We start from the raw sequence: 24,839 nt of genomic DNA, 5'->3' as shown, positions 1-24,839 counted from the left end.
AGCGCTTCATCACTGCAGGTTCACCGGCATCACGACATAGACGAAGTCGCCCCCGGACTTGAACAGCCCGGGCTTGTTCGGCGCCTTCAGCTCCAGGATCACGCTGTCGTCGGCGATGACCTTCAGCGCGTCGGTGATGAACGCCGGGTTGAAGCCGATCTCGATCGGCTCCCCGTCGTACGCCGACGTCGGCACGTCGATCTCCGACTCGCCCATCTCCGGGGCGCGGCTCGAAAGGCGCAGCTTGTCCTTGTCCAGCGCCAGACGCACGCCGCGAGACTCCTCGTTGGTCAGCAGCGCCGCGCGGCGAACGCCCGACAGCAGCGTGTCGCGATCGAACGACGCCTTCTTGTCCTGATCCTTGGGGATCACATCCATATACGGGGGGAACGCGCCCTCCACCAGGTTGCTCGACAGCGTCGCGCGCGGCTCGCCCCCCGGGCCCTCGCCGAACGCGAAGAGGATCTGCGAATCCGTCACCGCGATGCGCACCACCTCGTCCGATTCGTCGATCAGCTTCTGCACCAGCCCCAGCGCCTTGGTCGGGACGATGCAGTTCGTCGGGTGATCGCCCGCCGGCGCAGGGTTCGTCAGCGACGCCTTCGCCAGCGCGAGCCGGCGACCGTCCGTCGCGACCATCTCGATGCGCTTCCCGTCGCGCTTCAGCAGCACCCCGTTGATCGCGTAGCGGCTCGTCTCGCGCGCCGTCGCGAAGGTCGTCCGCGCGATGATCGTCGCCAGGTCGCCGGCGTGGATCGCGAAGGTGTCGCGCGCGCCCTTGGCCGCGTCCGTGTAGCCCGGCACCGGAGGGAACTCGCCCGGCGGGTACCCGAACACCTTGAACTTCGCGTCCGCCCCCAGCACGTGGCAAACCTCTTTATCCGCGTCGAGCGTGATCGTGCTGTCGCTCTCCTGCGCCGAGATGATCTGCGTCAGCTTCGCCGAGGGCACCAGCGCCTCGCCCGCTTCCTGAACGTCCACGTGCGTGGTCGTCATCCGCAGCGCGACCTCGGCGTCCGTCGCGCTCAGCGTCAGCACGCCGCCTTCCTTGCCCTTCGTCGCCGACAGCTTCACGCAGGTGAGCTGAGGGCGCGGCGTGCGCGACGCGACCACGCTGTTGACCAGATTGACCGCGTCCAGCAACGCGGGGCGATCGCAGATGACCTTCATGAGCGCACCTCTCTCAGTACAACAGCCAACCCCCGACGCGAGGATCGCTCGAGGGCTCGCTCGCGCGTCGACGATCAGGACCGAACGACCAGCGCGAGAACGAGGGACAGTGTACCTGCGCCAGCGACGCCCGACAGGTTGGGCCAGCCACCCGGGATCAGGCCCTTGCCCGGCCCGGCGCCCCGGCCCCGGTCGTACTTGTGGAATCTGCGCCGAAAGCGGATACTGGGACGCAGTCCGACTACTGTGCAAGCCCGGCGCCGCGCCGGACGCCTGTACCCTGCCCGAAAACCTCCCCCCTCTCCCAGGGGATCGTTGTAGCAAGGAGCCCGCATGTCGTTCGAAGCCGCAATCCACGCCCAGGCCATCGAACTCTGCAAGTTGTCGCTGGACATGTGCGCCGCCTCCGGGAGCGGGCACCCGACCACCGCGATGTCGCTCAGCCACATCACGACGGTCCTCATGTTCCACACGATGCGCTGGAGCCCCGAGCACCCCGATTACCCCACCTCCGACCGCCTCGTCCTCTCCGAGGGCCACGCCGTCCCGGTCGTCTACGCCGCCTGCGCCAAACTGGGCGTGATGGTCGGCAAGGACCCCACCGAACGCCGCCCCCTCACGATCGAGGACCTCGTCCACCTGCGCGACGCCGACTCCGTCCTCGACGGGCACCCCAACCCCGAGGAGGGCTTCCCCTTCTTCGACGCCGCCACCGGCTCGCTGGGCATGGGCCTCTCCGTCGCCGCAGGCCTCGCCGAGGGCGCCCGTCTCGACGGGTACGACAAGAAGATCTACTGCATCATCGGCGACGGCGAGTCGCGCGAGGGCCAGATCGCCGAGGCGCTCGACTTCATCGCCGAGCGCCGCCTCTGCCGCGTCCTCCCGATCTTCAACTGCAACAACTACGGGCAGGCCGACAAGGTCAGCAACCAGCAGTCCGCCGATGTCCTCGCCGCCAAGCTCAAGGCCGCCGGCTACACCGTCCACGACATCAACGGGCACGACCCCGCCCAGATCAAGGCCGCCTTCGACGCCTTCGTCGCGCTCCCCGAAGAGGCCGCCCCCATGGCCGTCGTCGCGCGCACCGTCAAGGGCTGGGGCTCCCCGATGATGCAGGGCGGCGGCTGGCACGGCAAGCCCGCCGAGGGCTCGCAACTCGAGCGCGCCAAGGCCGAACTCGACGAACGCCGCGCCGAACTCACCAGCGCCCTCGCCTCCACCGACCGCTTCACCATCCAGCCCCCGCCCCAGGCCCCGGCGCGCCAGTTCAAGGCCGACGAACTCCCACCCCTCGCGCAGACCATGCGTAAGTACGACATGGAGTCCGTCCTCCACACCGGCAAGCTCGCCACACGCAAGGCCTACGGCGTCGGGCTCCGCGCGCTCGGGCACGCCAACGACCGCGTCGTCGTCCTCGACGCCGATGTCTCCAACTCCACCTTCGCCGAGTACTTCAAGAAGGACCAGGCCCTGCGCGACCGCTTCGTCGAGTGCAAGATCGCCGAGCAGAACATGATCTCCGCCGCCGCTGGCATGTCCGCCGCCGGCTTCATCCCCTTCGTCTCCACCTTCGCCAAGTTCGTCACCCGCGCCTACGACCAGATCGAGATGGCGATGAACTCCGGCGCCAACATCAAGATCGTCGGCAGCCACGCCGGCATCTCCCTCGCCTCCGACGGGCCCAGCCAGATGTCCCTCCCCGACATCGCCTGGTTCCGATCCCTCTCCACCACCCGCGACCATCGCGGCAACCCCGGCTGCTACATCCTCCAGCCCGCCGACGCCTACGCCGCCTACGCCCTCACCGAAGCCATGGCCGAGCACGACGGCATGTGCTACATGCGCACCCTCCGCCCCGAGACCGAGTTCCTCTACAACGAGAACACCGTCTTCAACCTGGGCGGCTTCGAAGTCCTCAACGAGGGACGCGATGTCCTCCTCGTCGCCTCCGGATACATGGTCCACGAGGCCAACAAGGCCCTCGACGGCCTCGACCGCGCCGGCGTCTCCGCCACCCTCGTCGACCTCTACTCCCTCCCCTTCGACTCCGAGGCACTCATGGACCTCGCCAACAAGAACGGCGGCTACGTCGTCACCCTCGAAGACAACTACGGCGGCGCCATCGGCTCCGCTGTCGCCGACGCCATGACCGAGTCCGGCGACGCCTTCACCCTCAAGCAGATGTTCGTCCGGCGCATCCCCAAGAGCGCACGCACCCCCGAGGAAGTGATGGACATGTGCGAGCTCTCGCACAAGCACATCGTCGCCGGGGTCCTCGAGCTCCTGGGCGTCGGCGCCGTCTGAGCAACGCCACCCGAATCACACCCGCACGGGCCGAGCCACGCTCGGCCCGTGTTCTTTTTCCACGCCCTTGATCCCGCCCCCCCGGCACGCTGCAATGCCTGCGTGAGCACCAAAACACACGAGCCCTCCAAGCGCCTCGCCCTCGCGCACGCCGCCGCCGACGCGATCGACGCGCGACGGCGCGACATCCAGGCCCTCCGGCTCATCGCGGGCTTCGACGGCGCCGTCGACTCCATCATCCGCGTCGTCGACACCCGCGCCTCGCGCGACGACTACTCGCCCATGCGCTCCATGGCCCAGTTCGCCGAGCGCATCCAGACCCACGTCGGACGCAACATCAACATCGAGTTCGTCGCCGAGCAGGTCAAGATCGGCGGCAACGGGCCCCTCTTCGCCAACCCCTTCACCAAGTGGGGCGCCAAGACCTGGTACATCGGCGCGCTCCTCCTCGACGACGACTCCCTCGACTCGCGCACGACCCACCCCGTCTTCGACGAGTTCATCCAGCGCTGCGAGAAGGTCTACCCCGTCGCGGCCCCGGCCCTCTCCGACGCCTGCGAGTTCTCCGACGGCAAGGTCATCATCGGCAAAACCGCCGCCCAGGACATGGTCTCGTGGGAGCGCGTGCTCGACGCCGTGGGCGGCGCCGAAGCGCTCGTGCGCATGTTCACCGACGCCTCCCTCTTCGCGCCCATGAACTGGACGATGCTCACCGGCATGACCGACCTGTGGCGACGCATCGCGCGCGAGGTCATGCCGCGCGTGCCGGCCGACAAACGCCCGGCGGTGTTCATCGACCTCGCCGACCCCACCAAGCGCAGCGAGGCCGACCTGCGAGAGGCGCTCGACGCCCTGCGCGAGCTGAACCAGCACGCGCGACTGACCCTGGGCTGCAACTTCAACGAGTCCTCGCGCATCGCGCGCGTGCTCGGCGCGCCGCTCCCCGAGAACGACGCCGACCTCGCGCCGCGCGCCGGCGCGCTCCGTGACATCATGGGCATCCACGCCGTCTGCGTGCACACCCGCCACCGCGCCGCCGCCGCCAACGAGCACGGCTCCGCCCAGTTCGACGCCGCCTTCACCAAAGACCCCGCCATCAGCACCGGCGCAGGCGACAACTTCAACGCCGGCTACGCCCTGGGCGCGGCCCTCGACCTCGAGCTGCCCCACCGCCTCGCGCTGGGCGCCGCCAACAGCGGGTTCTACGTGCGCAACCGCACCCCCACCACGCTCGACCAACTCGTCAAGTTCCTGCGCGAGATGCCCGAGCCCGAGTTCCACTGACCGGCGCCCACGAACGGCGCGTCAGGGCTTCTTCGGTCGCGGCATGGCCTCGCCAAGCCCCATCACGCGACGCCACGCGCTCACCTGACCCAGGTGCATCATCGTGTGCGCCTGCAGCATGAACGCCACCTGCGAGCCGATCGTCGGGAACATCTCCTTCATCGGCCCGGGGTTCGCCGACGCCAGCACCTCGTCGTTCACGCCCCCGAGGAACTCGATCAGCGCCGAGGTCCGCTCGTTGTAGTGCGCCGCGACCTCGTCGAGCGAGGGGTACTTCGTCCCCTCCGGGTCGTGCTCGCACTCGGCGTACGGCGAGAACAGCTCGTCGTACCGGGCCGGGTTGCCCTTCACCAGGTCGGGTCGACCCAGCATCGGGAAGAGCTTGTCCGGATAGATCGAGAGATGCCCGTACACGAAGGTCGGGTGATTCGTCTTCACCCCCTTCGGCATCAGGTTGGCCGCTTTCGGGTCGATGCCCGGAAGCAGCGTCTGCGCGTACCCGTGCGAGCGCTTCGCCCCGGGGATGATGGTCTGCGCGATGTAATGTTTCTGCTGGTGAAGATCACGACCTTCGAACTGGTGTCCCATGCGAGAACAATAGTGGTGCGCCTGGGTCTATTCCCCGCCCCGGCGCGCGATCAGGCGGCCCGCGGCGTCCGTACAATCTCTCGATGACCCGGGCACGCGACATCGCGAACGCCGCCCACCGACGCCTCTGGCTCGCCGGCGTGGTCCGCGCCGCCGGGCGGTGCGCAACCCTTGCAGCCGCAGGGGGTCTCGCGTTCGTCCTCGCCGACCGCGCCCTCGCGCTCCACCTGCCCGTTTGGGCGCTGGTCGCCGCCCCGCTCGCGCTGGGCGCCGGCGCGTCCCTCGCCCTCGGAGCGCGCGCCAGGCGGCGAGCCGGCGACGCGTCCGTCGTCGTCGACCACGCGCTGGGCCTGCGCGATCGCGTCTCCTCGGCGATCGCCCTCGAACGCGACGACGCCGACGCGTTCGCGATCCTCGCGCAGCGCGAGGGCGAGCGCGCCTCGCAGACCGTCGACCTGCGCCGGGCCATCCCGCTGCGGTTCGACAACTGGTGGGTCGGCGCGCCCATCGCCACCGGCGCGCTCCTCGCCGGCGCCATCCTGCTGCCCACTTGGGACGCGCTCGGGCGCGACGCGCAGCGCGTCGAAGAGGTCGCGCGCCGCGCCGAGATCGACGAGGCGACGCGCACCATCGACGACGCCGCCCAGCGCGCCCGCGAGGCGCTCGCGCAGGCCGCCGTCGACGCGGCGACACCCGAGCAGCTCGCCGCCCTCGACGAGATCGAGCAGGAGCTCGCGCAGGGGCGCATCCGCCCCGACGAGGCCCGCGCGCAGGCCGCCTCGCGCCTCGACGACCTCGCGCAGTCCTTCGAAGACCGCGCCGATCGCGACGACCGCGCCGCCGACGCGCTCGCCGAGCGCTTCGGCGCCCTCGACGCCGACACGCGCGAGACCGGCGCACGAGACCTCGAAGACGCCCTGAAACGCGCCGATTTCGACGCCGCCCGGCGCGCCCTCGAACAACTGCAGCGCGACCTCGCGAGCCAGAACGACGCCGATACCGACAGCGCGCGAGAGCGCCTCGCGCGCGACCTGGACTCCATCAGCCGCGCGCTCCAGGACGCCGCCCGCCAGCGCGAACTCTCCGGCGCCTCTCGCGACACTCCCCCCACGCCCGAGCCCGACGCCCCTCGCAACCCGGACGCCTTCGACGCGCTGCGCGAGCAGGGCCTCCCCAGCGCACGCGCGAACGAACTCGCCGACCAGCGCGACCCGCGCGCCCTGCGCGACGCCCTCGAGCGCGAGGGGCTCACCCCCGAGCAGGCCGACCGGCTCGCGCGACAGATCGCCGAGCAGAACCGGCGTCTCGACGCGCAGGAACAGGCCGAGCGCGACGCGCAGGACCTCGCCGACGCGCTGCGCGACCTCTCGCGCGACGTGCGCGACAACGCCGTGCCCCCGCCGCCCCCGCCGCCCCCCGAGCCGGCGCAACCGCCCCAGCCCCCGCAGCCCGACGACGGCGCGCAGGACCCGCAGCGCCAGACCTCACCCTCCACCCAGGGACGCGAGGACCCCCAGCAGCCCGGGCAGAAGCAATCCGACAAGGACCCCGGCGCCCAGCAGCGCAACCCGCAGCAGGGCCCCTCGCGCGATGTCGGCACGGACCAGGGCGACGAGCAGCAGCGATCCACCGAGCGCGGGCGCACCGTCGACGACGCGCAGAAGCCCGACGCGCAGAAGCCCCAGCCCGGCACGCAGGACGCGCCCTCGAGCGCCAAGGACGACGCCGCCTCGCCCTCCAGCCAGCCCCCGCCCCCCAACTCGCAGCCCACGCAGCGAGAAAGCGGCGCCCAGGGCAACGCGCAGGAGAACGACACCAAGGGCGCGCCCTCGCCCGGCGCCGACCAGGACGCGCAGCGCGAGCAGCAGTCCGCCGCGCAAGACGACTCGGGCCGAGAGGGCGATCGCTCGGCGCAGGGCGAGGGCGTCGGACGCGCGATGGACAAACTCCGCGAGATGCAGCGCCGCCAGCAGGACGCGCAGCAGAGCCGCGAGACGGCGCAGCGCGTGCGCGAACAGGCCGAGCAACTCCTCGAGCAGATGAGCCCGGAGGAACGCGAGCAGGCCAGGCGGCTCGCCGACCTCCTCGCGCAGGAGCAGGGCCCGACGCAGCCCTTCGACGCGCCGCGCTTCGATGATCTCGACGCGCGCCAGGCCCCGCGCAACGACGCCGACGACGCCGGGCGCGTCATCGCCGAGTGGCTCTCTCAGGGACGCGCCGATCGCGACGACGCCGTCGGACGCGCCGACGCCCAGCGCCGCATCACCGACGCCGCCCGCGGCGCCCAGCGCGCCATCGAAGAGCAGCAGACGCCGCCGCGCTACGCCGACATGATCAGCCGCTACTTCCGGCGCCTCCCCGACGCGGCACGACAGGCGACCGACGGCGCGACGCCTCCCACCCAGCGCGCCCCAGCGCCGACAGCCCCCGACGCCGCCCCCAGGCCCTGACGACAGCGCCGGAACCCACGCGTGACCATCCGCTTCGACGACCCAGCATGGCTCGCGCTCGCCGCCCTCGCGATCCCCCTCGCGTTCGTCGCGCTGCGATGGCTCCACGCGATGTCGCGCGCCCGGCGCTGGAGCGCCGTCGTCGTGCGCACGCTCCTGTTGCTGCTCATCGCCGGCGCGCTCGCCGGCGCGTCGAGCGTGCGCACCACCACGCGCCTCGCCGTCATCGCCGTCGTCGATGTCTCCGACTCCGTGCGCACCCTCGCCTTCCCCGATCGCGCCGAGGCCTACTCCACCGCCCTGCGCGCCTGGTTCGAACGGGCCAAAGACACACGCAACCCCGACGACCTCTTCGGCGTCGTCGCCTTCGACGCCCGGCGCGCCGCGCTCCTCGCGCCGGCGGCGCGCGACACCGGGGAGCTCGACTTCTCCCTCTCCATGCGCGAGGGAACCAACATCGAGGACGCCCTCCGCTTCGCCAACGCCATGTTCCCCCCCGGCGCGTCGCGCCGAATCCTCCTGGTCTCCGACGGCGTCGAGACCGGCGGCGACGCGCTCGCCGCGGCCAGAGACCTCTCCTCCGGCGCCGCCGCCACCCCGGTCGATGTGCTCCCCATCGTCTACGCGCCCCAGCGCGAAACCATGATCGAAGCCCTCGACGCGCCGCCCTCCGCCGCGCGCGACTCCATCGTCCCGGTGCGCGTCACCCTGCGCGCCACCGGGCGCACCGCCGGCACGCTGCGACTCTTCCTCGAAGGACGCCCCGTGCGCGACGAGTCCGGCGCAACCTCGCGCCGCGTCGAGTTCGGCCCCGGGCGCACCGTCGAGACCTTCCAGGTCCGCCTCGACGACCGGCGCGTCAACCGCTTCGAAGCCATCTTCGACCCCGACGCCGACGACGAAGGCGTCCCCATCGGCGATCGCGTCGCGTCCAACAACCGCGCCGAAGCGTTCACCATCTCACCCGGGCGCGGCGCCGTCCTCCTCGTCGACGGCGTCAGCGACGCCTCCCCCGCCGGGCCCGGGCGCACCCTCGCGCGCACCCTCGCGCAGGGCGGCGTCGATGTCGAAGTCGTTGCGCCGCGCGAGATCCCACCCGACCCGCTCACCCTCCAGAACTACGACCTCATCGCGCTCCAGAACGTCGCCGCCGACGATGTCTCGCTCGGAGTGCAGCAGCTCCTCGCCGACGCCGTCACGCGCTCGGGCGCAGGGCTCGTGATGATCGGCGGGCCCAACTCCTTCGGCGCAGGCGGCTGGAAGGGCTCGCCCCTCGAGCCCCTCCTGCCCGTCACGCTCGACCTGCCCGAGCAGCTCATCGTCCCCCCCGCCGCGATCGTCATCGTGCTCGACTCCTCCGGCTCGATGGCGATGTCCGTCCTGGGCAGCGGGCGCAGCCAGCAGGACATCGCCAACGAGGGCGCCGCGCGCGCCATCCTCTCGCTCGACGAGCAGGACCTCGTGGGCGTGCTCGAGTTCAACAACTCCACGCGCTTCGTCGTCCCCCTGGGCCCCAACCGCGACGCGCGCGCCTCGGCGCAGCGCGTCCGATCCATCGTCCCCGGCGGCGGCACCAACCTCTACCCGGCGATCGCCCAGGCCGGCGACGCCCTCGCGCAGGTCGACGCCCAGGTCAAGCACGTCATCGTCCTCTCCGACGGCATCGCCATGGGATCGGCGCGCGTCGGCTACGACGCCGTCGAACGCATGCGCGACCAGGGCATCACCGTCTCCACCATCGCCGTGGGCGACGGCGCCGACACCGAAACCCTCCAGGAAATCGCCCGACGAGGCAGCGGCGCGTTCTACCGCGTCATCGACCCCAACACCCTGCCTCGCATCTTCCTGCGCGAGACGCGCGTCGTGCGCAAGCCCCTCCTGCGCGAGGGCGAGTTCGCGCCCGTCATGCTCCCCTCCGGTTCGCCCATCACCTCGGGCGTTTCGCCCTCCACCCCGCCGCTGTTCGGCTATGTCCTCACCCAGCGACGCGACGGCGCGCAGGCCACCTACGCGATCGACTCGCCCTCCGGAGAGCCGATCCTCGCGCACTGGAACGCCGGGCTCGGACGCGTCGCCGCCTTCACCTCCGACGCGCACGACAACTGGGCGCGCGCCTGGCTCGCATGGCCCGGCTACGCCCAGCTCTGGACGCAACTCGCGCGCACCGTCGCGCGCCCGCCCGCGACGCGCGGCTACGACCTCGCGACCGACATCCAGGGCGACACCCTCGCGCTGCGCCTCGACGCGCGCGACGACGAGGGCAGACCGCTCGACCTCCTCACCGTCCCGGGCGTTGTCTACCTGCCCGACGGCACGCGCGAAGAAGTCACCCTCGCGCAGACCGGGCCGGGCGTCTACGAGGCGCGCCTCGACGCGCCCGAGAGCGGCGCCTACATCGTCGCCCTCACGCCCCGACTCGGCGAACGCGCCCTCGCGCCCGTCCTGGGCGGCGCGACGCGCGCCACCGGCCCCGAACTGCGCACCCTCCAATCCAACGTCGGCCTGCTGCGCGAAGTCGCGCAGCGCACCGGGGGACGCGTGCTCTCCCTCGACGACCCGACGGCGTCCGGTCTCTTCGACCGCGCCGGGCTCGAGCCCAGCCGCGCGTCGCTGCCGATCTGGCGACCCCTGCTCGTGCTCGCGATGCTCGTGTTCCTGCTGGATGTCGCGACGCGCCGCGTCGCGTGGGACCGCTGGCTGTCGCGCGAAGCGATCGCCGACCTGCGCGAAGCCGCCGCCGCCACCCGGGCCGCCAAGGCCGCCGGCGTCACCGGCGCGCTGCGCCGGGCGCGCGATCGCGCCGACGCCGATGGCCTGCCCGCCCCGGCGAAGCTCGAGCGCATGCAGTTCGACCCGCGCGCCGAGGCCGAGCGCCGCAAGGCCATCCGGCACGCCGTCCAGACCCGCCAGCGCGAGCAGGCCCAGCCCCAGCCCGCGCCCCCCCTCGCCGCCGACCCACCGAGCGCGACGCCCCAGGCCGAGCCCGAGAACGCCGCCGGTCTTCTGGCCGCCAAACGCCGGGCCCGCGAGCGCATGCAGGGCCCGGGCGACGCCTGACGCCGTCCCTCGCCCCCCCGCAGCCAACCCGGGCGCTGGGGGAATAGCCCCTCGCCCTCGCGCGTTGCCTCACTGGCCTCGTGGGGAGTGCCCAGACCCTTGGACCGAACGGAGTTCGAACAACTCGCGCTCACGCACCTCGACGCGATGCACCGCATGGCCTACACCCTCACGCGCCAACCCGACGCCGCCGCCGACCTCGTGCAGGAGGCCTACCTCCTCGCGTTCCGCGCGTGGAAGTCCTTCGAGCGGCGCGATTCCGTCTCCCCGCGCGAGGGCGAGTCGGGCGCCAGCGCCTCGATGCGGGCGTGGCTTTTCCGCATCCTCCACAACGCGCACTACACCGCCGGGCGCAAGGCCCGGCGCGCCCCGATCCTCTCCGATTCCCTCCACGCCGCCCCCGACGACGCGGCCCTCCCCACCGACGACGCGCCGGTCTGGAACCTGCGCGACCTCGACTGGGAGCGCGTCGACGCGCGGCTCAAGAACGCGATCGACGCCCTCTCCGACGAGCACCGCGCCGTGCTGCTGCTCTGGGGCGTCGAGGGCATGAAGTACCGCGAGATCGCCGAGATCGTCGGCGTCCCCCTCGGCACCGTCATGAGCCGCCTGCACCGCGCGCGCCGCACCGTCGCCGACACCCTCCTCGCCGCCACCTCGCGCAGCGACGACGACCTCGCCGTGCGCGTCCGCTCCGCGTCCGACCCGTCCCTCGCCTCCGACACCGACTGAGACACGCCGTGACCAACCGCGACGACGCCAACCCGACGCTCCACGACCCCGAACTGGGCGCGCTGGTTCGTCTCCTCGCCGACGAGGAGGCCACCCCCGCCCAGCGCGCCGACTTCGACGCGCGTCGAGAGCGACTCACGCCTGAGGCGCGCCGCGCCCTCGACGACCTGATCGCCTCCGAGCGCGCGCTGCGCGCCGCTTCCGCTCGCGCGCTCCTCGCGTCCATCCCACCGACTCCCTCCGACCTGCGCGACCGCGTCCTCCGCGCCGCGCGCGCCGACGCGCACCCGCGCGATCAACGCGCCGCGCCCGCGGCCCGCTTCACCTTCCTCCGCGCCAACTGGGCCTTCGCCGCCGCCGCCGGCGTCCTCCTCGCGCTCGTCGCCGGCATGCTGGTGCTCTCTTCCAGCGCGTTCCGCGCGCCCGTCTGGTCCGAGCACGAGGGCGCCAGCGCCTCCCTCGTCAGCTTCCTCGCCTCCGAGCACAGCCGCTGCGCCGAGATCGGCTCCAACCACGCCAACCGCAAACTCTCCACGCGCGACCCCAGGGACGCAGCCGCCCTCATCGCCCGCTTCGTCGCGACCGACCCGGACCGCGTCCTCAACGCCGTGGGCGAGGGCTTCCGCTTCCTGGGCGCCGGCCCCTGCGCCGTGCCGGGCGGCGGCGCCTCCATCCACCTCGTCTTCGTCTCCGACGACGAGTCCTGCGCCCCGGTCAGCGTCTTCCTCCAGGACGCCTCGGCGCGCAGCCCCGACACCCTCCCCGGCGCGCCCGTCTCCCTCGGGCACTGCCCCGACGGCTCGGCCCTGCGCATGGCGCGCGTCGACATTCGCGGCGCCCTCCTCTTCGTCGCCGCCCCCACCGACGAACTCGCCGACCAGATCGTCGCACGCCTCGCCGGGCGATGACCGGAGCGTCTGAGTCCCCGTTCCGGGGATTCCAGATCGTCCCGTCCTTCGCGAGATCTTCACCGGCTCGCCACCGGCGCCCCCAAAGCCCGTATAAAGAGCGTTCGCGTCAGCGCGCCGTCGGGCGTCTTGGGCGTCGCCCTGCGCCGCGTTGACTCGTCTTCGGAACGGTTCATCCACAGTCTTCGCCCCCCGCGACAGCCCAGGAGGCACGCATGCGAGCATCAAAGTCTTTCACCCTTGCGCTGGCGCTGGGACTCTCCGTCCCCGCCGCCCTCGCGCAGTCGTCGGGCCAGCCCGACGCCATGCCCACACCCGAGCAGATCGCCGCGATGGCCGCCCAGGCCCGCGGCGGCGCCGGCGCGTCCGCCAACAACAAGGACGAGTTCCCCCCCTTCGACAAGGTCATCGAGGGCTACGAGAAGGTCTCCAATGTGTCCAACGGGCGCACCATGTGGGACATCTACGTCGATAAGAAGTCCGGCAAGGTCCTCGCGTCCCTCCCGCGCAACTACGAGAACCAGAACCTCTTCATCGGCCTCACCTTCGCGGGCGGCTTCCCCACCGCCGGCATCCAGTACGGCGACATGTACGCCAAGTGGAAGCGCTACGACAAGCGCCTCGCCCTCGTCGAGCCGAACCTCAGCGTCCGCGCCACCAGCGACGCGCAGGTCCGCGCCTCGCGCGATCAGCTCTTCACCGACCGCGTCATCATCGACATCCCCATCCTCACCATGGGCCCCAACGGCGGCCCGGTGATCGATGTCTCCAACCTCTTCGTCAACAGCGCCGACACCTTCTTCGGCAACCAGGTCCGCGGCGCGCGCAACCAGCTCGGGCGCAACATCTCCGCCAAGGCCTTCGAAGAGAACGTCGAGCTCCGCTTCGAGGTCCCGGCCCGCGACGGACGACTCCTCCAGACCCACTACTCCGTCTCCGTCCTCCCCGAGAACACCGGCTACCGCCCGCGCAAGGCCGACAGCCGCGTCGGCTACTTCACCACCACCTTCCTCGATCTCGCCGATCCCTCCGCCGAGCAGCCCTACACCCGCTACATCAACCGCTGGAAGCTCGAGAAGGCCGACCCCAAGCTCGCGATGTCTCCCCCGCGCGAGCCCATCGTGTTCTACCTCGAGCACACCACCCCCGTGCGCTACCGGCGCTGGGTCCGCGAGGGCGTCGCCGCCTGGAACAAGTCGTTCGAACAGGTCGGCATCATCAACGCCATCGAGGTCTACCAGCAGGACGCCCTCACCGGCGCCCACATGGAAAAGGACCCCGAGAACGTCAAGTACAACTTCATCCGCTGGAACGCCAACGGCGCGTCCTTCGCCATCGGGCCCTCGCGCGTCGACCCGCGCACCGGCCAGATCCTCGACGCCGACGTCGTCATGAACGACGGATGGATCCGCGCCTACGCGCGCCAGTTCGAGCGCATCATCCCCGAGATCGCCATGGAGGGCTTCGCCCCCGAAACCCTCGCCTGGCTCGACCAGAACCCCGACTTCGACCCGCGCATCGCCTTCGCCGCCAAGGGCGACCGCGAGCGCCTCATCTCCCAGCGCAACGCCGAGCGCGCCTCCGGCAATCAGGCCCCCATGTCCGGCCACGCCGCCGCCAACGCCTCGCACCACATGCTCGGCTCCACGCAGTACGACGGGCTCTCCCATCGCGTCTCCCAGATGTCCGGCTACTGCAACCACGGCGCCTTCAAGTCCATGGACATCGGCATGGTCCGCCTCGGCATGGACGCCATCGACGCCTTCATCCTCGCCGACAGCAAGGGACAGAACATCGACGGCGTCCCCGAGGACTTCATCGGGCCCCTCATCCGCGACGTCGTCATCCACGAGGTCGGCCACGTCCTGGGCCTGCGCCACAACTTCGTCGCCTCCTCCCTCTACTCCATCGAAGAGATGAACTCGCCCGAGATGAAGGGCAGGCCCATCACCGCGTCCGTCATGGACTACAACCCCATCAACATCAACTACGGCGACGGGCCCGTCCAGGGCGACTGGGGCATGAACGAGCCCGGGCCCTACGACACCTGGGCCATCCGCTACGGCTACGCCGACGACAAGGACGTCCCCGCGATCCTCGCCGAGTACACCAAGCGCGAGAACCGCTACCTCACCGACGAAGACACCTTCGGCCCCGATCCCCTCGCCCGTCGCTACGACTTCGGCGCCAACCCCCTCGACTGGGCCGACTCACGCATGCGACTCGTCCAGGACCTGCGCAAGAAGATCCTCGACCGCGCCATCAAGGACGGCGACGAGTGGGAAAAGGTCCGCTTCCACTACCTCACCCTCCTCGGTCAGCACACCCTCGCCGTCGGCACCGCCGCCAACTGGGTCGGCGGGTCCCACATCACCCGCTCCGTCCGCGACGAGAAGAACGATGTGCCCCCCATCGTCGACATCGACCCCGAGATGCAGCGCCGCGCGCTGCGCTTCGTCGTCGACAACGCCTTCAACGACGACGCCTTCGGCCTGACCAACGAGCTCCTCTATCGCATGTCCGTCAGCAAGTGGTGGGACGAGGGCGGCCTCAGCTCCCTCTTCCAGGACCCCACCTTCGATGTCCATGACCGCATCGCCGCCATCCACACCGCCGCGATGACCATGATCCTCAACCCCACCTCCCTGCGTCGCGCCTACGACAACGAATTCCGCGTGCCCAACGAGAAGGACGCGCTCACCGTCGCCGAGATCATGGACACCATCAAGGACTCGGTCTGGACCGAGCTCGACAAGACCCCCTCCAAGTCCTACACCAACCGCGACCCGATGGTCTCCTCGCTCCGCCGCAACCTGCAGCGCCAGCACATCGACCGTCTCGTCGCCCTCGCGCGACCCTCCGCCTCCTTCGGCGCCTCCGGCAAGCCCGTCGCCAACCTCGCCGTTCTCCAGATGCGCGAGCTCGAAGCCAAACTCACCAAGGCCGTCGAGAACAAGAACCGCCTCGACCGCTACACCCTCGCGCACCTCGCCGACAGCCACCAGCGCATCAAGCAGGCCCTCGACGCGCAGTACATCTACAACATCGACGACATCCGCGTGAACATCTCCTCCCCCTTCTCGCCCTTCGGTCAGAACCAGGGCAACTAACCCGCCTCCACGCACCTGATCCCCTTCGGGCCGCGCCCTCCTCATCGAGGGCGCGGCCTCTTTCGTTCCGCTCCCACCCAACGCCCGCCCGGAAGCCGCCCGACCCCCTTCCCAACAACCACGGGCCCCCCTCACCCGAGGGAACCCGCGCAGAACCCGCGTGTATCATCCTTGGTCCCGTCGGTCGCACGCCGACCCCCTCACCCACCACCCAGCCGAGACGAGAGAGCGATGATCCAACGACTTTGTGTCCGTCGACGCGCACCCCGCACCACCGGGGCCTTCGCCGCCTCCCTCCTCGCCGTCGCGCTCGCGTCCGCCGCGTCCGCGCTGCCCGAGTCCCTCGACCGCGTCCCCACCGACGCGCTCGCCGTCGTCGTCGCCCCCAGCGTCGAACGACTCGACAAGAACATCGGCTCCCTCCTGGCCGCCATCGAGATGCCCGCCGTCGCCAGCCCGGCGCAGCTCCTCTCGGTCGTTGGCCTGTCGCGCGGCATCAACATGACCCGCGCCGTCGCGCTCGCCATCATGCCCGGCGACCTCCAGGGCGAAGTGCCCCCGGCGCTCCTCCTCCTCCCGGTCAGCGACTACGCCGCCATCGCCCAGTCGCTCGGCGCCGACACCTCGGGCGCCCTCGCCCAGGGCAACGCCGCCGGCGAAGTCATCTTCATCAAGAAGATCCCGGGCGACTACGCCGCCGTTAGCCCGCTCCGCTCCATCCTCGAGCGCTACACCGGCGACGCCGGCCTCCTCAACGCCCATCGCGACGCGCTCGGCGCGACCGGCGTCTCCGTCGTCGAGCAGGGCGACGCCGCCCTCATCGCCAACATCCCTGCCCTCGCGCCCCTCCTCACACCGGCCCTCGAGAACGCGCGCAACCAACTCAAGATGCTCACCGCCCTCAGCCCCGCCGGCGGACCGGGCGCCAACTTTGACAACAACCCGCTCGAACTCGCCCTCACCAACTTCCTCCGCGACGGACGCACCGGCGTGCTCTCCCTGCGCGCCTCGGGCATGGGCCTGACCGCGACTCTCGCCGCCAACTTCAAGCCCGACTCCGAACTCGCCTCCTTCTTCTCCGCTGGCGGCAACTCCACCGAACTCCTCACCAAACTCCCCGATCAGCCCTTCCTCCTCGCCTACGCCATCGACGCCTCGGCCCCCACCGCCCAGACGCTCCTCGCCAACGCCGAGACGCTCCGCGCACAGAACCCCATCCAGCAGCAGGTCCAGATGCCCGGCCTCCAGGCCGTTCGCCAAGACCTCTCGGGCCAGGCCGGCGTCATCTACCCCAACCCGGCCGGTCTCATCGGCGGCGTCCTCGCTCGCGGCGTCTACTACTTCGCCTCACCCAACCCCGACGCCGTCATCTCCGGATACCGCTCCGCCATCACCGCTCTCAACGGCCAGTCCACCGCAGGGCTCAGCTACTCCGGCGCGTTCAACCTCGACTCCACCACCGTCGGGGGCGCCAAGGTCTCCGCCTACTCCGTCCGCGTCCAGCCCGCCCCCGGCTCGAGGGCCGCCTCACCCATGGCCATGATCTACGGCCCCGCCAACGGACCGTCCGGCTTCGTCGGGAAGGTCGCCGGGGGCGCCGTCGTCACCACCCAGCCCGACCAGCGACTCATGGAGACCGCGCTCAACGCCGCGTCTGGCAAGGGCAACCCCCTCGCCGCCAACCGCGTGTTGCGCCAGGTCCAGAGCAACCTCGCCCCCAACCGCATCTTCGAGGCCTACCTCTCCCCCAAGCCCATCCTCGATCAGATCACCCCCCTCCTGGGCATGATGGGCCGCCCCCTCGACCCCAACGCCATCCCGTCTGAACTGCCCCCCATCGGCGCCAGCGTCTCCGCCGCCGACTCCTCCATGCGGTTCGACCTCTTCGTCCCGGCCCCCGTCATCAAGACCGGCGCCGCCCTCGCCGAGATCGTCCAGGGCTTCCTCCCCGCCGCCGGCGCCGCCCCCCAGAACCCCGGCAACAACCGCAACGCGCCCCCCTTCTAAACCCCCCTTCCCAGCAATACCACACACGCCCGTCTCCCCTTCGGAGACGGGCGTTTTTTCATGCCTGACAACCGCGAGAAAACCCCGTAAAACCAGGGAAAAAGTAAAAAGGCGGCGGATCGCCAGAGGCAATCACGCCGCCCTTCCGGGGGCAAGTTCAATGACGACACGATAGCACAAATTTGTTACACCACAACCCCCAAGTGTCACATTTTTGTGACATTTTTCTCGGACCTTTATCTCCCCTTCAACGGGGAACTTACGCCAGCAGGTCCACCACCCCGAAGCCCCCCGCCGCCAGACTCACCACCCCGTTCAGCACCCCGAAACTCATCGGCAGCCCCACGATCCCCTTCTTCGACAGCCACCAGTGTTCCGCCACCAGCACGCCGCAGATCAGCCCCACCGCCGCCCCGAACACCACGCCCAGCCGCGGCTCGACCCGCCACGCCGCGATCAGCAGCAGCGCCGCCACCACGTGCATCCCGCGGCTCACCCACTGCGACCGGCGCGTCCCCAGCCACGCCGGGATGCTGCGCAGCCCCTCCTCGCGATCAAACCCCTCGTCCTGCAGCGCATACAGCACATCGAACCCCGCCACCCAGAACAGCACCATCCCGGCGAGGAACCACAGCGCCGGGACCTCGCGCAGCGCCGACGGGTCCACCGCGATCGCCGCCGCCAGAGGGCTCGCCGCCAGCGCCCCGCCCAGGAACACATGCGCCAGGGGCGTGAACCGCTTCGTGAACGAATAGAACCCGATCCACAGCAGCGTCGGCACGCTCAGCCACAGCGGCCACCAGTTCCCGAAGACCACCCCGAAGCCCGCCGTCAACACGACGAACGCCGCCCCCGACGCCGCCGCGAACACCATCGCGTCCCTGGCGCGCAGCGCCCCGCTCGCGACCGCGCGCCTGGCCGTCCGAGGGTTCTTCGCGTCGAACTCGCGGTCCGCGATCCGGTTCACCAGCATCGCCCAGGTCCGCGCACACACCATGCACGCGACAACCAGCCCCAGCACGATCGCGAGGTCTCCCCCGCCTCCCCCTCGCGTGCCTTGTGCCGCGTGCCTCGTGCCTTCCCCCCAAGCCAGAAACACCCCCAGCACCGCGAACGGCAGCGCAAACACCGAATGCGCCAACTTGATGTCGCGCAGGGCCAGACCCACCCGCGCCCCGAAGGTCGACACACCCATACCTGTCCCGCTCGACGCCGCTGTCGTCATGCGCCAAGCGTAGTCGCCGACGCGTTCGCTCACCGCTTCGGCGTCTCCCCCTCCCACCTCTGCCCCAGACCGTGCTCAACCCCCAGCAGGTCCAGCACACGCGCCGCCATGAAGTCCACCATCTCACCCACCGACTTCGGCAACAGATAAAACCCAGGGCTCGCCGGGCAGATGATCCCCCCGGCAAGCGTGATCGTCTCCATCGCCCGGATATCCATCAGCGTCAGCGGCGACTCCCGGTGCAGCACCACCAGACGCCTCCGCTCCTTCAGCGTCACCGCCGCCGCGCGCACCAGCAGGTTGTCGCCCAGCCCGCACCCCACCGCGTTCAGCGTGTGGCTCGAGCAAGGCACGATCGCCATCCCGTCGTGCCGGAAACTCCCGCTCGCGATCACCGCGCCCACATCCCGGATGTTGTGCTTGATCAGCCCCCGCTCCCTCGGGTCCTCGTCCTTCTTCAACCCACCGAGCAGGTGCAGGTCGAACCCGTCCGCGCCCAGTTCATCCACCAGCAGACGCACCCCGCTGGGCGACGCCACGACATGCACCTCGTGCCCCAGTTCGAGCAGGTGACTCACCGTCCGCTGCGCGTACAAGGCCCCCGACGCCCCGCTGATCCCGATCACGATCCGCTTCTTCATCGCCGCTCCTTCGCCCCCACCATCATTGCCGATTCAGCCCCCGCCCTCTCCTCTCCTCTCTCCCTTCTCTGGTGCCATCACACGAGCGCAGCGAGTGTGATGCTCCCCCCCCGGCCCCCGGCCCCCAGCGCCGCGGTTCATCCCGACCCGGACCTCCCCCTCTTCATCTTCCCCGCGTGCCCTGTGCCTTGTGCCCCGTGCCCTCTTAGAATCCCCCCATGCCCCGCCCCCTCCTCGCCCACGAGTACCGCGTCGGTCAGCGCGTCCGCATCACCCAGCAGATCCCGCGCGCCCGCGACACCTTCACGATCACCCTCGAGGGCGTCGTCCGCCGCTTCGGGCAGCAGAAAACCGGCTCCTGGTTCGCCCACGCCAAGGACAACAAGGTCTGGCTCGACCGCCTCGAACTCCAGCGCGACGACGGCGAGATCATCGTCTGCAACCTCGACCAGTACTCCCGGGTCGAGCTCCTGCAGGACGCCCCGACCACCCAGAGCGCGTAACCGCCGCTCCACCGGGCGCCCATCCACTCACCGATCCATGCGCACGACGCGACCCCGCGCCGCGGGATTCCGCGCGCGTCCCCCGAAAAATCTTCCCGCACCGTAACTCCCTCTCCATCCACACCCTCTCAACCCCGCGCCCCCCGCGACCTCTGCGGTGAACCTCCCCCCGTGCGCACCGCAGCGTCCGCGCCTCCCTGAGTACACGCACACCGCGTGCACACACCAGCGAGACACGGACGCATGCCCTACTCCCTGAGCCCCTTCTCCGACATCCACCTCGACGAGCAACTCCTCTCACATCTGCTCGCCGAGCACCACGCCTCCACACTCCCTTCCCTCCAGCGGCTCTGGGCCTACTACCGCAACCCCGCGCTCAACGCCCCCTCCAACCCGCTCGCGCCCGCGTCCACCACACTCCCGCGCAGGCGACCACGCCTCGCGCAGGAAACCGGCCTCCCGCCACGCTTCGCCGGCGCAGCGCAGGGCGCGTCCGTGTCTCGCCTTTCCGACGACCGCGCCCCCACGCTCTCCAAAGAGATCGTCATCGAGAACGACATCGCCTGGCGCATCCACGCCATGGTCGATGTCATGTTCGGGCGACCCATCTCCATCGTCTCAACGGCGCGCAGCCCCGAAACCCGCCGCGCCGTCGAACAACTCCTCGACCGGGTCTTCGAATCCTCCGGCGGCGGCGCACTCCTCCACGACGCCGCACTCCTCGGCGCTGTCTACGGGGGCGTCGACCTCCTCCTCCGCGCCGACGACCTCTTCACCGTCAAACCCGCGCGCACTCCTTCCAGCGCCGCCGCCCACGCCCTCGAACACGCCCACCTCGCGCGCCTCGAACTCCTCGACCCAACCCGCGCCGTCCCGCTCCTCTCCCAGCACGACTACCGCACCCTCGACGCGCTCATCCTCCACTACGAACGCGAAACACCCGAACTCGACCGCGCACCCCTCCAGTCAACACTCGCCGCCATCGCCTCGCGCCTGGGCCACACGCCGCGCCCCGCGACGCGCAAGCGCGCACCCGTCGTCGAGATCCACTCCGCCACGCACCGCCAGGTCTACGACGACCACAAACTCGTCGACGACGCGCCCAACCCCCTGCGCATCCTCCCCGTCGTCCACATCCAGAACATCAGCCAGCCCTTCCACCACCTCGGCCTCTCCGAAGTCGAGCCGCTGATCCCCCTGCAGGACGAACTCAACACACGCCTCTCCGATCGCGCCGCGCGCGTCACCATGCAGTCCTTCCGCATGTACCTCGCCAAAGGCGTCGAGTCATTCGGGCAAACACCCGTCGCGCCCGGTTCTGTCTTCTCCACCGACAACCCCGACGCCTCCATCGCCACCATCGGCGGCGACGCGCACTCCCCCTCCGAAGACGCACACATCGAAGAGATCCGCGAAGCGCTCGACAAGATCTCCAGCGTCACGCCCGTCGCCGCCGGAGTCCTGCGCGCCAAACTCGGAAACCTCTCCTCCGAAGCCGCCCTGCGCATCACACTCCTGGGCATGCTCGCCAAAACCCAGCGCAAGCACATCACCTACGGCCGCGGCCTCTCGCAACTCTGCGCACTCATCCTCCACGCCTTCCACGAATCCGGCCTCTTCCCCACCGACCCGCGCGACCGCGCCGTCCGCATCGTCTGGCCCGAACCGCTCCCCCAATCCGAACCCGACAGACTCAACACCGCGCTCCTCAAAGCACAACTCGGCGTCCCCAAAGACCGCATCCTCGCCGAACTCGGCTACACCCCAACCGACCCCGGCCTCACCTGACCCTTCCTCTTCTCCGCCCTTCGCTCCGGTGCCATCACACGAGCGCAGCGAGTGTGATGCCTACCCCCACCTCCTCTCTCCTCCCGCCTCTCTGTCTCCCACTCTCCCTTGTGCCCCGTGCCTCGTACCCCTTGCCCTCTTCCCTGCTCCCCACTCCCCACTCCCTACTCCCTTCCAAAAAATGCCCACCGACCCCGACCTCCCCGACCCCGGCAATCTCCCCGACCCTCCACCTGAATCAACCAACGATGATCCCGCGCGCCCCGACGATTGTGCCGAGCACCGAACGCGCGCTCTCGAAGCCGAAACACTCGCCGCGCACCTCACAACCGAACTCGACCGCGCCCGCGCCGAACTCGCGGCACTCCATCGCACGCACGAACTCACCGCGCTGCTGCACGACGCCGGCGCGATCGACCCCGACGCCGCGCTCGTCCTCCTCAACCACGCATCGCCCGACGAGAACACCGTCGCCGCCGTCGCCGCGCTGCAGCGAGAGAAGCCCTACCTCTTCCGCGCGCTGCGCGCTTCGACGCACGCCGCCTCCATGCCCCCAACTCGCCCTGTGATCAACTCCCCCACCGACCTCGACGACGCTCTCCACCTCGCCGCGACCAAAGGCGACCGCCCCTCCCTCCTCCGCTACCTCCGCCTCCGCCGCGCGCTCTGACGCGCTCTCTCTGCCTCTGTCCGTCTCTCTCTCTCTCTCTCTCTCTCTCCCTCCCGGCGCCACCACACAAAGTGTGGTGCCTACCCCCTCGACCACTCCTCTGCCTCTCTCTTCTCTTCTCCCCCTTGTGCCCCGTGCCTCGTGCCTCGTGCCTTCCCCCTCCCCCTGCTCCCCACTCCCTACTCCCTGCTCCCTAAGGACCCCCAATGCCCTTCACCGGCAAAGCCACCTACACCGCAGGCCCCTCCCTCCCCGAGATCGCTGAAGACGTCTCCGACATCATCGGCATCGTCTCGCCCTTCGAAACCCCGCTCCTCGATCACCTCGGCGACCCCTCGCGCATCGCGCGCTCCACCGTCCACGAGTGGCTCGAAGACTCGCTCCTCCCCAACACCGACGCCATCAACCAGACCTCGTTCACACCTTCGCCCACCACCGCCACCGCGATCACCGTCGACAACGGACCGCGCTTCCGCGCAGGCGACCTCGTCAGGCCCGGAAACTCCACCGAGGTCATGCTCGTCACCGCCGTCGCCACCAACACCCTCGCCGTCACCCGCGGCTACGGCGGCACGCCACCCGCCACGCTCGCCAACGACATGCCCCTCCTCATCCTCGGCAACGCCGCCCTCGAAGGCGACGACCGACCCGCCACCCGCTTCACCACGCGCACCCGCAAAGCCAACTACACCCAGATCTTCACCGCCTCCGTCGAGGTCTCCGGCTCGCAACTCGCCGTCCGATCGCTCGGCGTCGCCGATGAACTCGACTACCAGAAGCAGGAACGCGCACGCGAACTCCTCCGTGATCTCGAGAACTGCGTCCTCAACGGCGTCGCGCCCTCCGCCACCCAGGTCGGCTCCTCCACCATCCGACGAACCATGAACGGCGTCATCCCCTCCATCGCCACCAACCGCTTCACCCCAGGCGTCGGAGGCATCCCCGCCGGCGACGGCGCCGGCAACAACCTCCTCAGCGAAGCCGTGCTCAACGGCGCGATGAAACAGATCTGGGAGAACTCCTCCGGCGTCATCGACACCATCGTCGTCAACGGATTCCAGAAGCGGCGCATCAACTCCTTCATCGCCGGCAATGTCGGCTACACCAACGCCGACGCGCGCTTCCGCGAGATGGTCAGCGTCTACGAGTCCGACTTCGGCGTCGCGCGCGTCGTCCTCTCGCGATGGGTCCCCGCCAACGCCGTCCTCCTGCTCGACTCCTCACGCATCGATGTCCTGCCCCTCGCCGGACGCTCCTTCCACTACAAACCCCTCGCCTCCACCGGCGACTCCGAAGTCGGCCAACTCATCGGCGAATACACCATGGAGTTCCGCAACGAACTCGCGCACGGCATGATTTCCGGCCTCGCCGTCTCGTAAGAGGGCAATGGGGATTGGGCAATCGGCCCGGTGCCCCGGGGCATGTGCGCAGCACTGACCCGGGCTACCCCTTCTCCTTCTTCCTTCCACCCCTCCTGTTCCTTCTCTTCTCTCTCTCTCTCTCTCTCTCTCTCTCTCCCGCGGCGGCGCGGGTCTCCCCCCCGCTCCGCCGCTTATTCACTCTCACTCTTCCTGCTCCCCACTCCCTACTCCCTACTCCCTTCCCCCCATGGCCTACTCCACCGACCGTCTCCTCCTCTCCCTCGAACCCACCCTCTTCCGCGACATCGCCTGGTCGGCGCAGACGCGCCTCACCGCGAGCGACGCCGCGATCGCCTCGACGACGCTCACCAGCGCCTCGTCCGACTTCACCGCCGCGCAGATCGCGCCGGGCATGGTCGCGCTCGTCAATGACGCGCCCCTCGAGATCGTCGAGGTTCTCTCGCCAACCGCGCTCACCGTCTCGCGCCTGCGCGACGACGAGCACGACGACCCCATCGCGCCGCTGCCGATGTCCGGCGCGTCGCTGCGCATCAGCACCTTCGGCCCGCAGCGCGCGATCGTGCACCGACAACTCCTCGCCGCGCTCGGGCTCGACGAGCAGAGCGCATCGTCTGTCACCAACCCGCACGACCTCGCGCTGGTCGAAGCCCTCGGCGCGCTGCATCTCATCCTCTCCTCCGCCGCCGCGCTCGTGGGCGACGCGTCGCCCCTGTGGGCCAAGGCCGCGCTGTACCGCGAGCGCTTCGACCGCGCCCGGCGCACCCTCGCCGCCCACCTCGACCTCAACGCCGACGGCCTCCCCGACGCGACGCGCCGCATCACCGTGGTCCACCTGCTGCGAGCGTGAATTGGGCAATGGGCAATGGGCAATCGGCAATGGGGAAGAGAAGACGATCCCGAACCCCCTCCCGCTCGCGGGAGGGGGCAGGGGGAGGGTCTTCGGAATGAGCATCGCCTTCAGCTCGCCCTCCCCTAACCCCTCCCGCAAGCGGGAGGGGACCATCTTCCCCCATTGCCCAT

Annotated in this window: 17 protein-coding genes; 13 read left to right on the top strand and 4 right to left on the bottom strand. The window is 70.2% G+C overall.

The window, feature by feature from the left end; genetic code table 11:
* Positions 1-9: 9 nt before the first annotated feature.
* Positions 10-1,170, bottom strand: a complete 1,161-nt coding sequence (gene dnaN / locus KF684_10930) for a DNA polymerase III subunit beta (GenBank protein MBX3353433.1) — start codon at positions 1,168-1,170, stop codon at positions 10-12.
* Between the two features lie 333 nt (positions 1,171-1,503).
* Here dnaN and KF684_10925 point away from each other — a divergent pair, with 333 nt between their 5' ends.
* On the top strand, positions 1,504-3,474 hold the full coding sequence (locus KF684_10925) for a transketolase (GenBank protein ID MBX3353432.1): 1,971 nt from the start codon (positions 1,504-1,506) through the stop codon (positions 3,472-3,474).
* Between the two features lie 102 nt (positions 3,475-3,576).
* On the top strand, positions 3,577-4,758 hold the full coding sequence (locus KF684_10920; protein MBX3353431.1) for a hypothetical protein: 1,182 nt from the start codon (positions 3,577-3,579) through the stop codon (positions 4,756-4,758).
* Between the two features lie 21 nt (positions 4,759-4,779).
* Here the strand turns inward: KF684_10920 and KF684_10915 are convergent, their stop codons facing one another.
* Positions 4,780-5,346 (bottom strand): DinB family protein, encoded by a 567-nt coding sequence (locus KF684_10915; protein ID MBX3353430.1) that lies wholly within the window; start codon positions 5,344-5,346, stop codon positions 4,780-4,782.
* An 83-nt stretch (positions 5,347-5,429) separates the two neighbouring features.
* Here KF684_10915 and KF684_10910 point away from each other — a divergent pair, with 83 nt between their 5' ends.
* The 6 genes from KF684_10910 (at position 5,430) to KF684_10885 (ending at position 17,610) form a co-directional block, all read left to right on the top strand.
* Complete coding sequence (locus tag KF684_10910; GenBank protein ID MBX3353429.1) at positions 5,430-7,796, top strand: hypothetical protein; 2,367 nt, start codon at positions 5,430-5,432, stop codon at positions 7,794-7,796.
* Between the two features lie 21 nt (positions 7,797-7,817).
* On the top strand, positions 7,818-10,853 hold the full coding sequence (locus KF684_10905) for a VWA domain-containing protein (GenBank protein ID MBX3353428.1): 3,036 nt from the start codon (positions 7,818-7,820) through the stop codon (positions 10,851-10,853).
* 99 nt (positions 10,854-10,952) lie between these two features.
* Complete coding sequence (locus KF684_10900; protein MBX3353427.1) at positions 10,953-11,585, top strand: sigma-70 family RNA polymerase sigma factor; 633 nt, start codon at positions 10,953-10,955, stop codon at positions 11,583-11,585.
* Positions 11,586-11,593: 8 nt separating this feature from the next.
* On the top strand, positions 11,594-12,493 hold the full coding sequence (locus tag KF684_10895) for a hypothetical protein (protein ID MBX3353426.1): 900 nt from the start codon (positions 11,594-11,596) through the stop codon (positions 12,491-12,493).
* A gap of 215 nt (positions 12,494-12,708) precedes the next feature.
* Positions 12,709-15,603: a zinc-dependent metalloprotease gene (locus KF684_10890; protein MBX3353425.1), complete on the top strand. Its 2,895-nt coding sequence runs from the start codon at positions 12,709-12,711 to the stop codon at positions 15,601-15,603.
* 231 nt (positions 15,604-15,834) lie between these two features.
* Positions 15,835-17,610 (top strand): hypothetical protein, encoded by a 1,776-nt coding sequence (locus tag KF684_10885; protein ID MBX3353424.1) that lies wholly within the window; start codon positions 15,835-15,837, stop codon positions 17,608-17,610.
* A gap of 259 nt (positions 17,611-17,869) precedes the next feature.
* On the opposite strand, the gene ubiA is transcribed toward KF684_10885, so the two are convergent.
* Both ubiA and KF684_10875 read right to left on the bottom strand, forming a co-directional pair.
* Positions 17,870-18,835, bottom strand: coding sequence for a putative 4-hydroxybenzoate polyprenyltransferase (gene ubiA / locus KF684_10880; protein MBX3353423.1), 966 nt, complete (start codon positions 18,833-18,835; stop codon positions 17,870-17,872).
* Positions 18,836-18,864: 29 nt separating this feature from the next.
* The gene (locus KF684_10875) at positions 18,865-19,476 is read right to left on the bottom strand and encodes a UbiX family flavin prenyltransferase (GenBank protein MBX3353422.1); all 612 of its coding nucleotides are present in this window, start codon (positions 19,474-19,476) and stop codon (positions 18,865-18,867) included.
* A gap of 218 nt (positions 19,477-19,694) precedes the next feature.
* On the opposite strand from KF684_10875, the gene KF684_10870 reads away from it, so the two are divergent.
* From KF684_10870 to KF684_10850, 5 genes are all read left to right on the top strand, one after another.
* Positions 19,695-19,979 carry a hypothetical protein gene (locus tag KF684_10870; GenBank protein MBX3353421.1) on the top strand — a complete coding sequence of 95 codons (285 nt, stop codon included), beginning with the start codon at positions 19,695-19,697 and terminating at the stop codon, positions 19,977-19,979.
* 243 nt (positions 19,980-20,222) lie between these two features.
* Complete coding sequence (locus KF684_10865) at positions 20,223-21,767, top strand: phage portal protein (GenBank protein ID MBX3353420.1); 1,545 nt, start codon at positions 20,223-20,225, stop codon at positions 21,765-21,767.
* Between the two features lie 181 nt (positions 21,768-21,948).
* Positions 21,949-22,437, top strand: a complete 489-nt coding sequence (locus tag KF684_10860) for a hypothetical protein (GenBank protein ID MBX3353419.1) — start codon at positions 21,949-21,951, stop codon at positions 22,435-22,437.
* Positions 22,438-22,643: 206 nt separating this feature from the next.
* Positions 22,644-23,816, top strand: coding sequence for a DUF5309 family protein (locus KF684_10855; GenBank protein MBX3353418.1), 1,173 nt, complete (start codon positions 22,644-22,646; stop codon positions 23,814-23,816).
* Between the two features lie 229 nt (positions 23,817-24,045).
* Positions 24,046-24,666: a hypothetical protein gene (locus KF684_10850; protein ID MBX3353417.1), complete on the top strand. Its 621-nt coding sequence runs from the start codon at positions 24,046-24,048 to the stop codon at positions 24,664-24,666.
* Positions 24,667-24,839 lie beyond the last annotated feature (173 nt).

Source organism: Phycisphaeraceae bacterium (genome assembly GCA_019636675.1).
GTDB lineage: Bacteria > Planctomycetota > Phycisphaerae > Phycisphaerales > UBA1924 > JAHBXC01.
The sequence above is the reverse complement of the archived record's forward strand: the minus strand, read 5'-3'. Positions and strand labels throughout refer to the sequence as shown.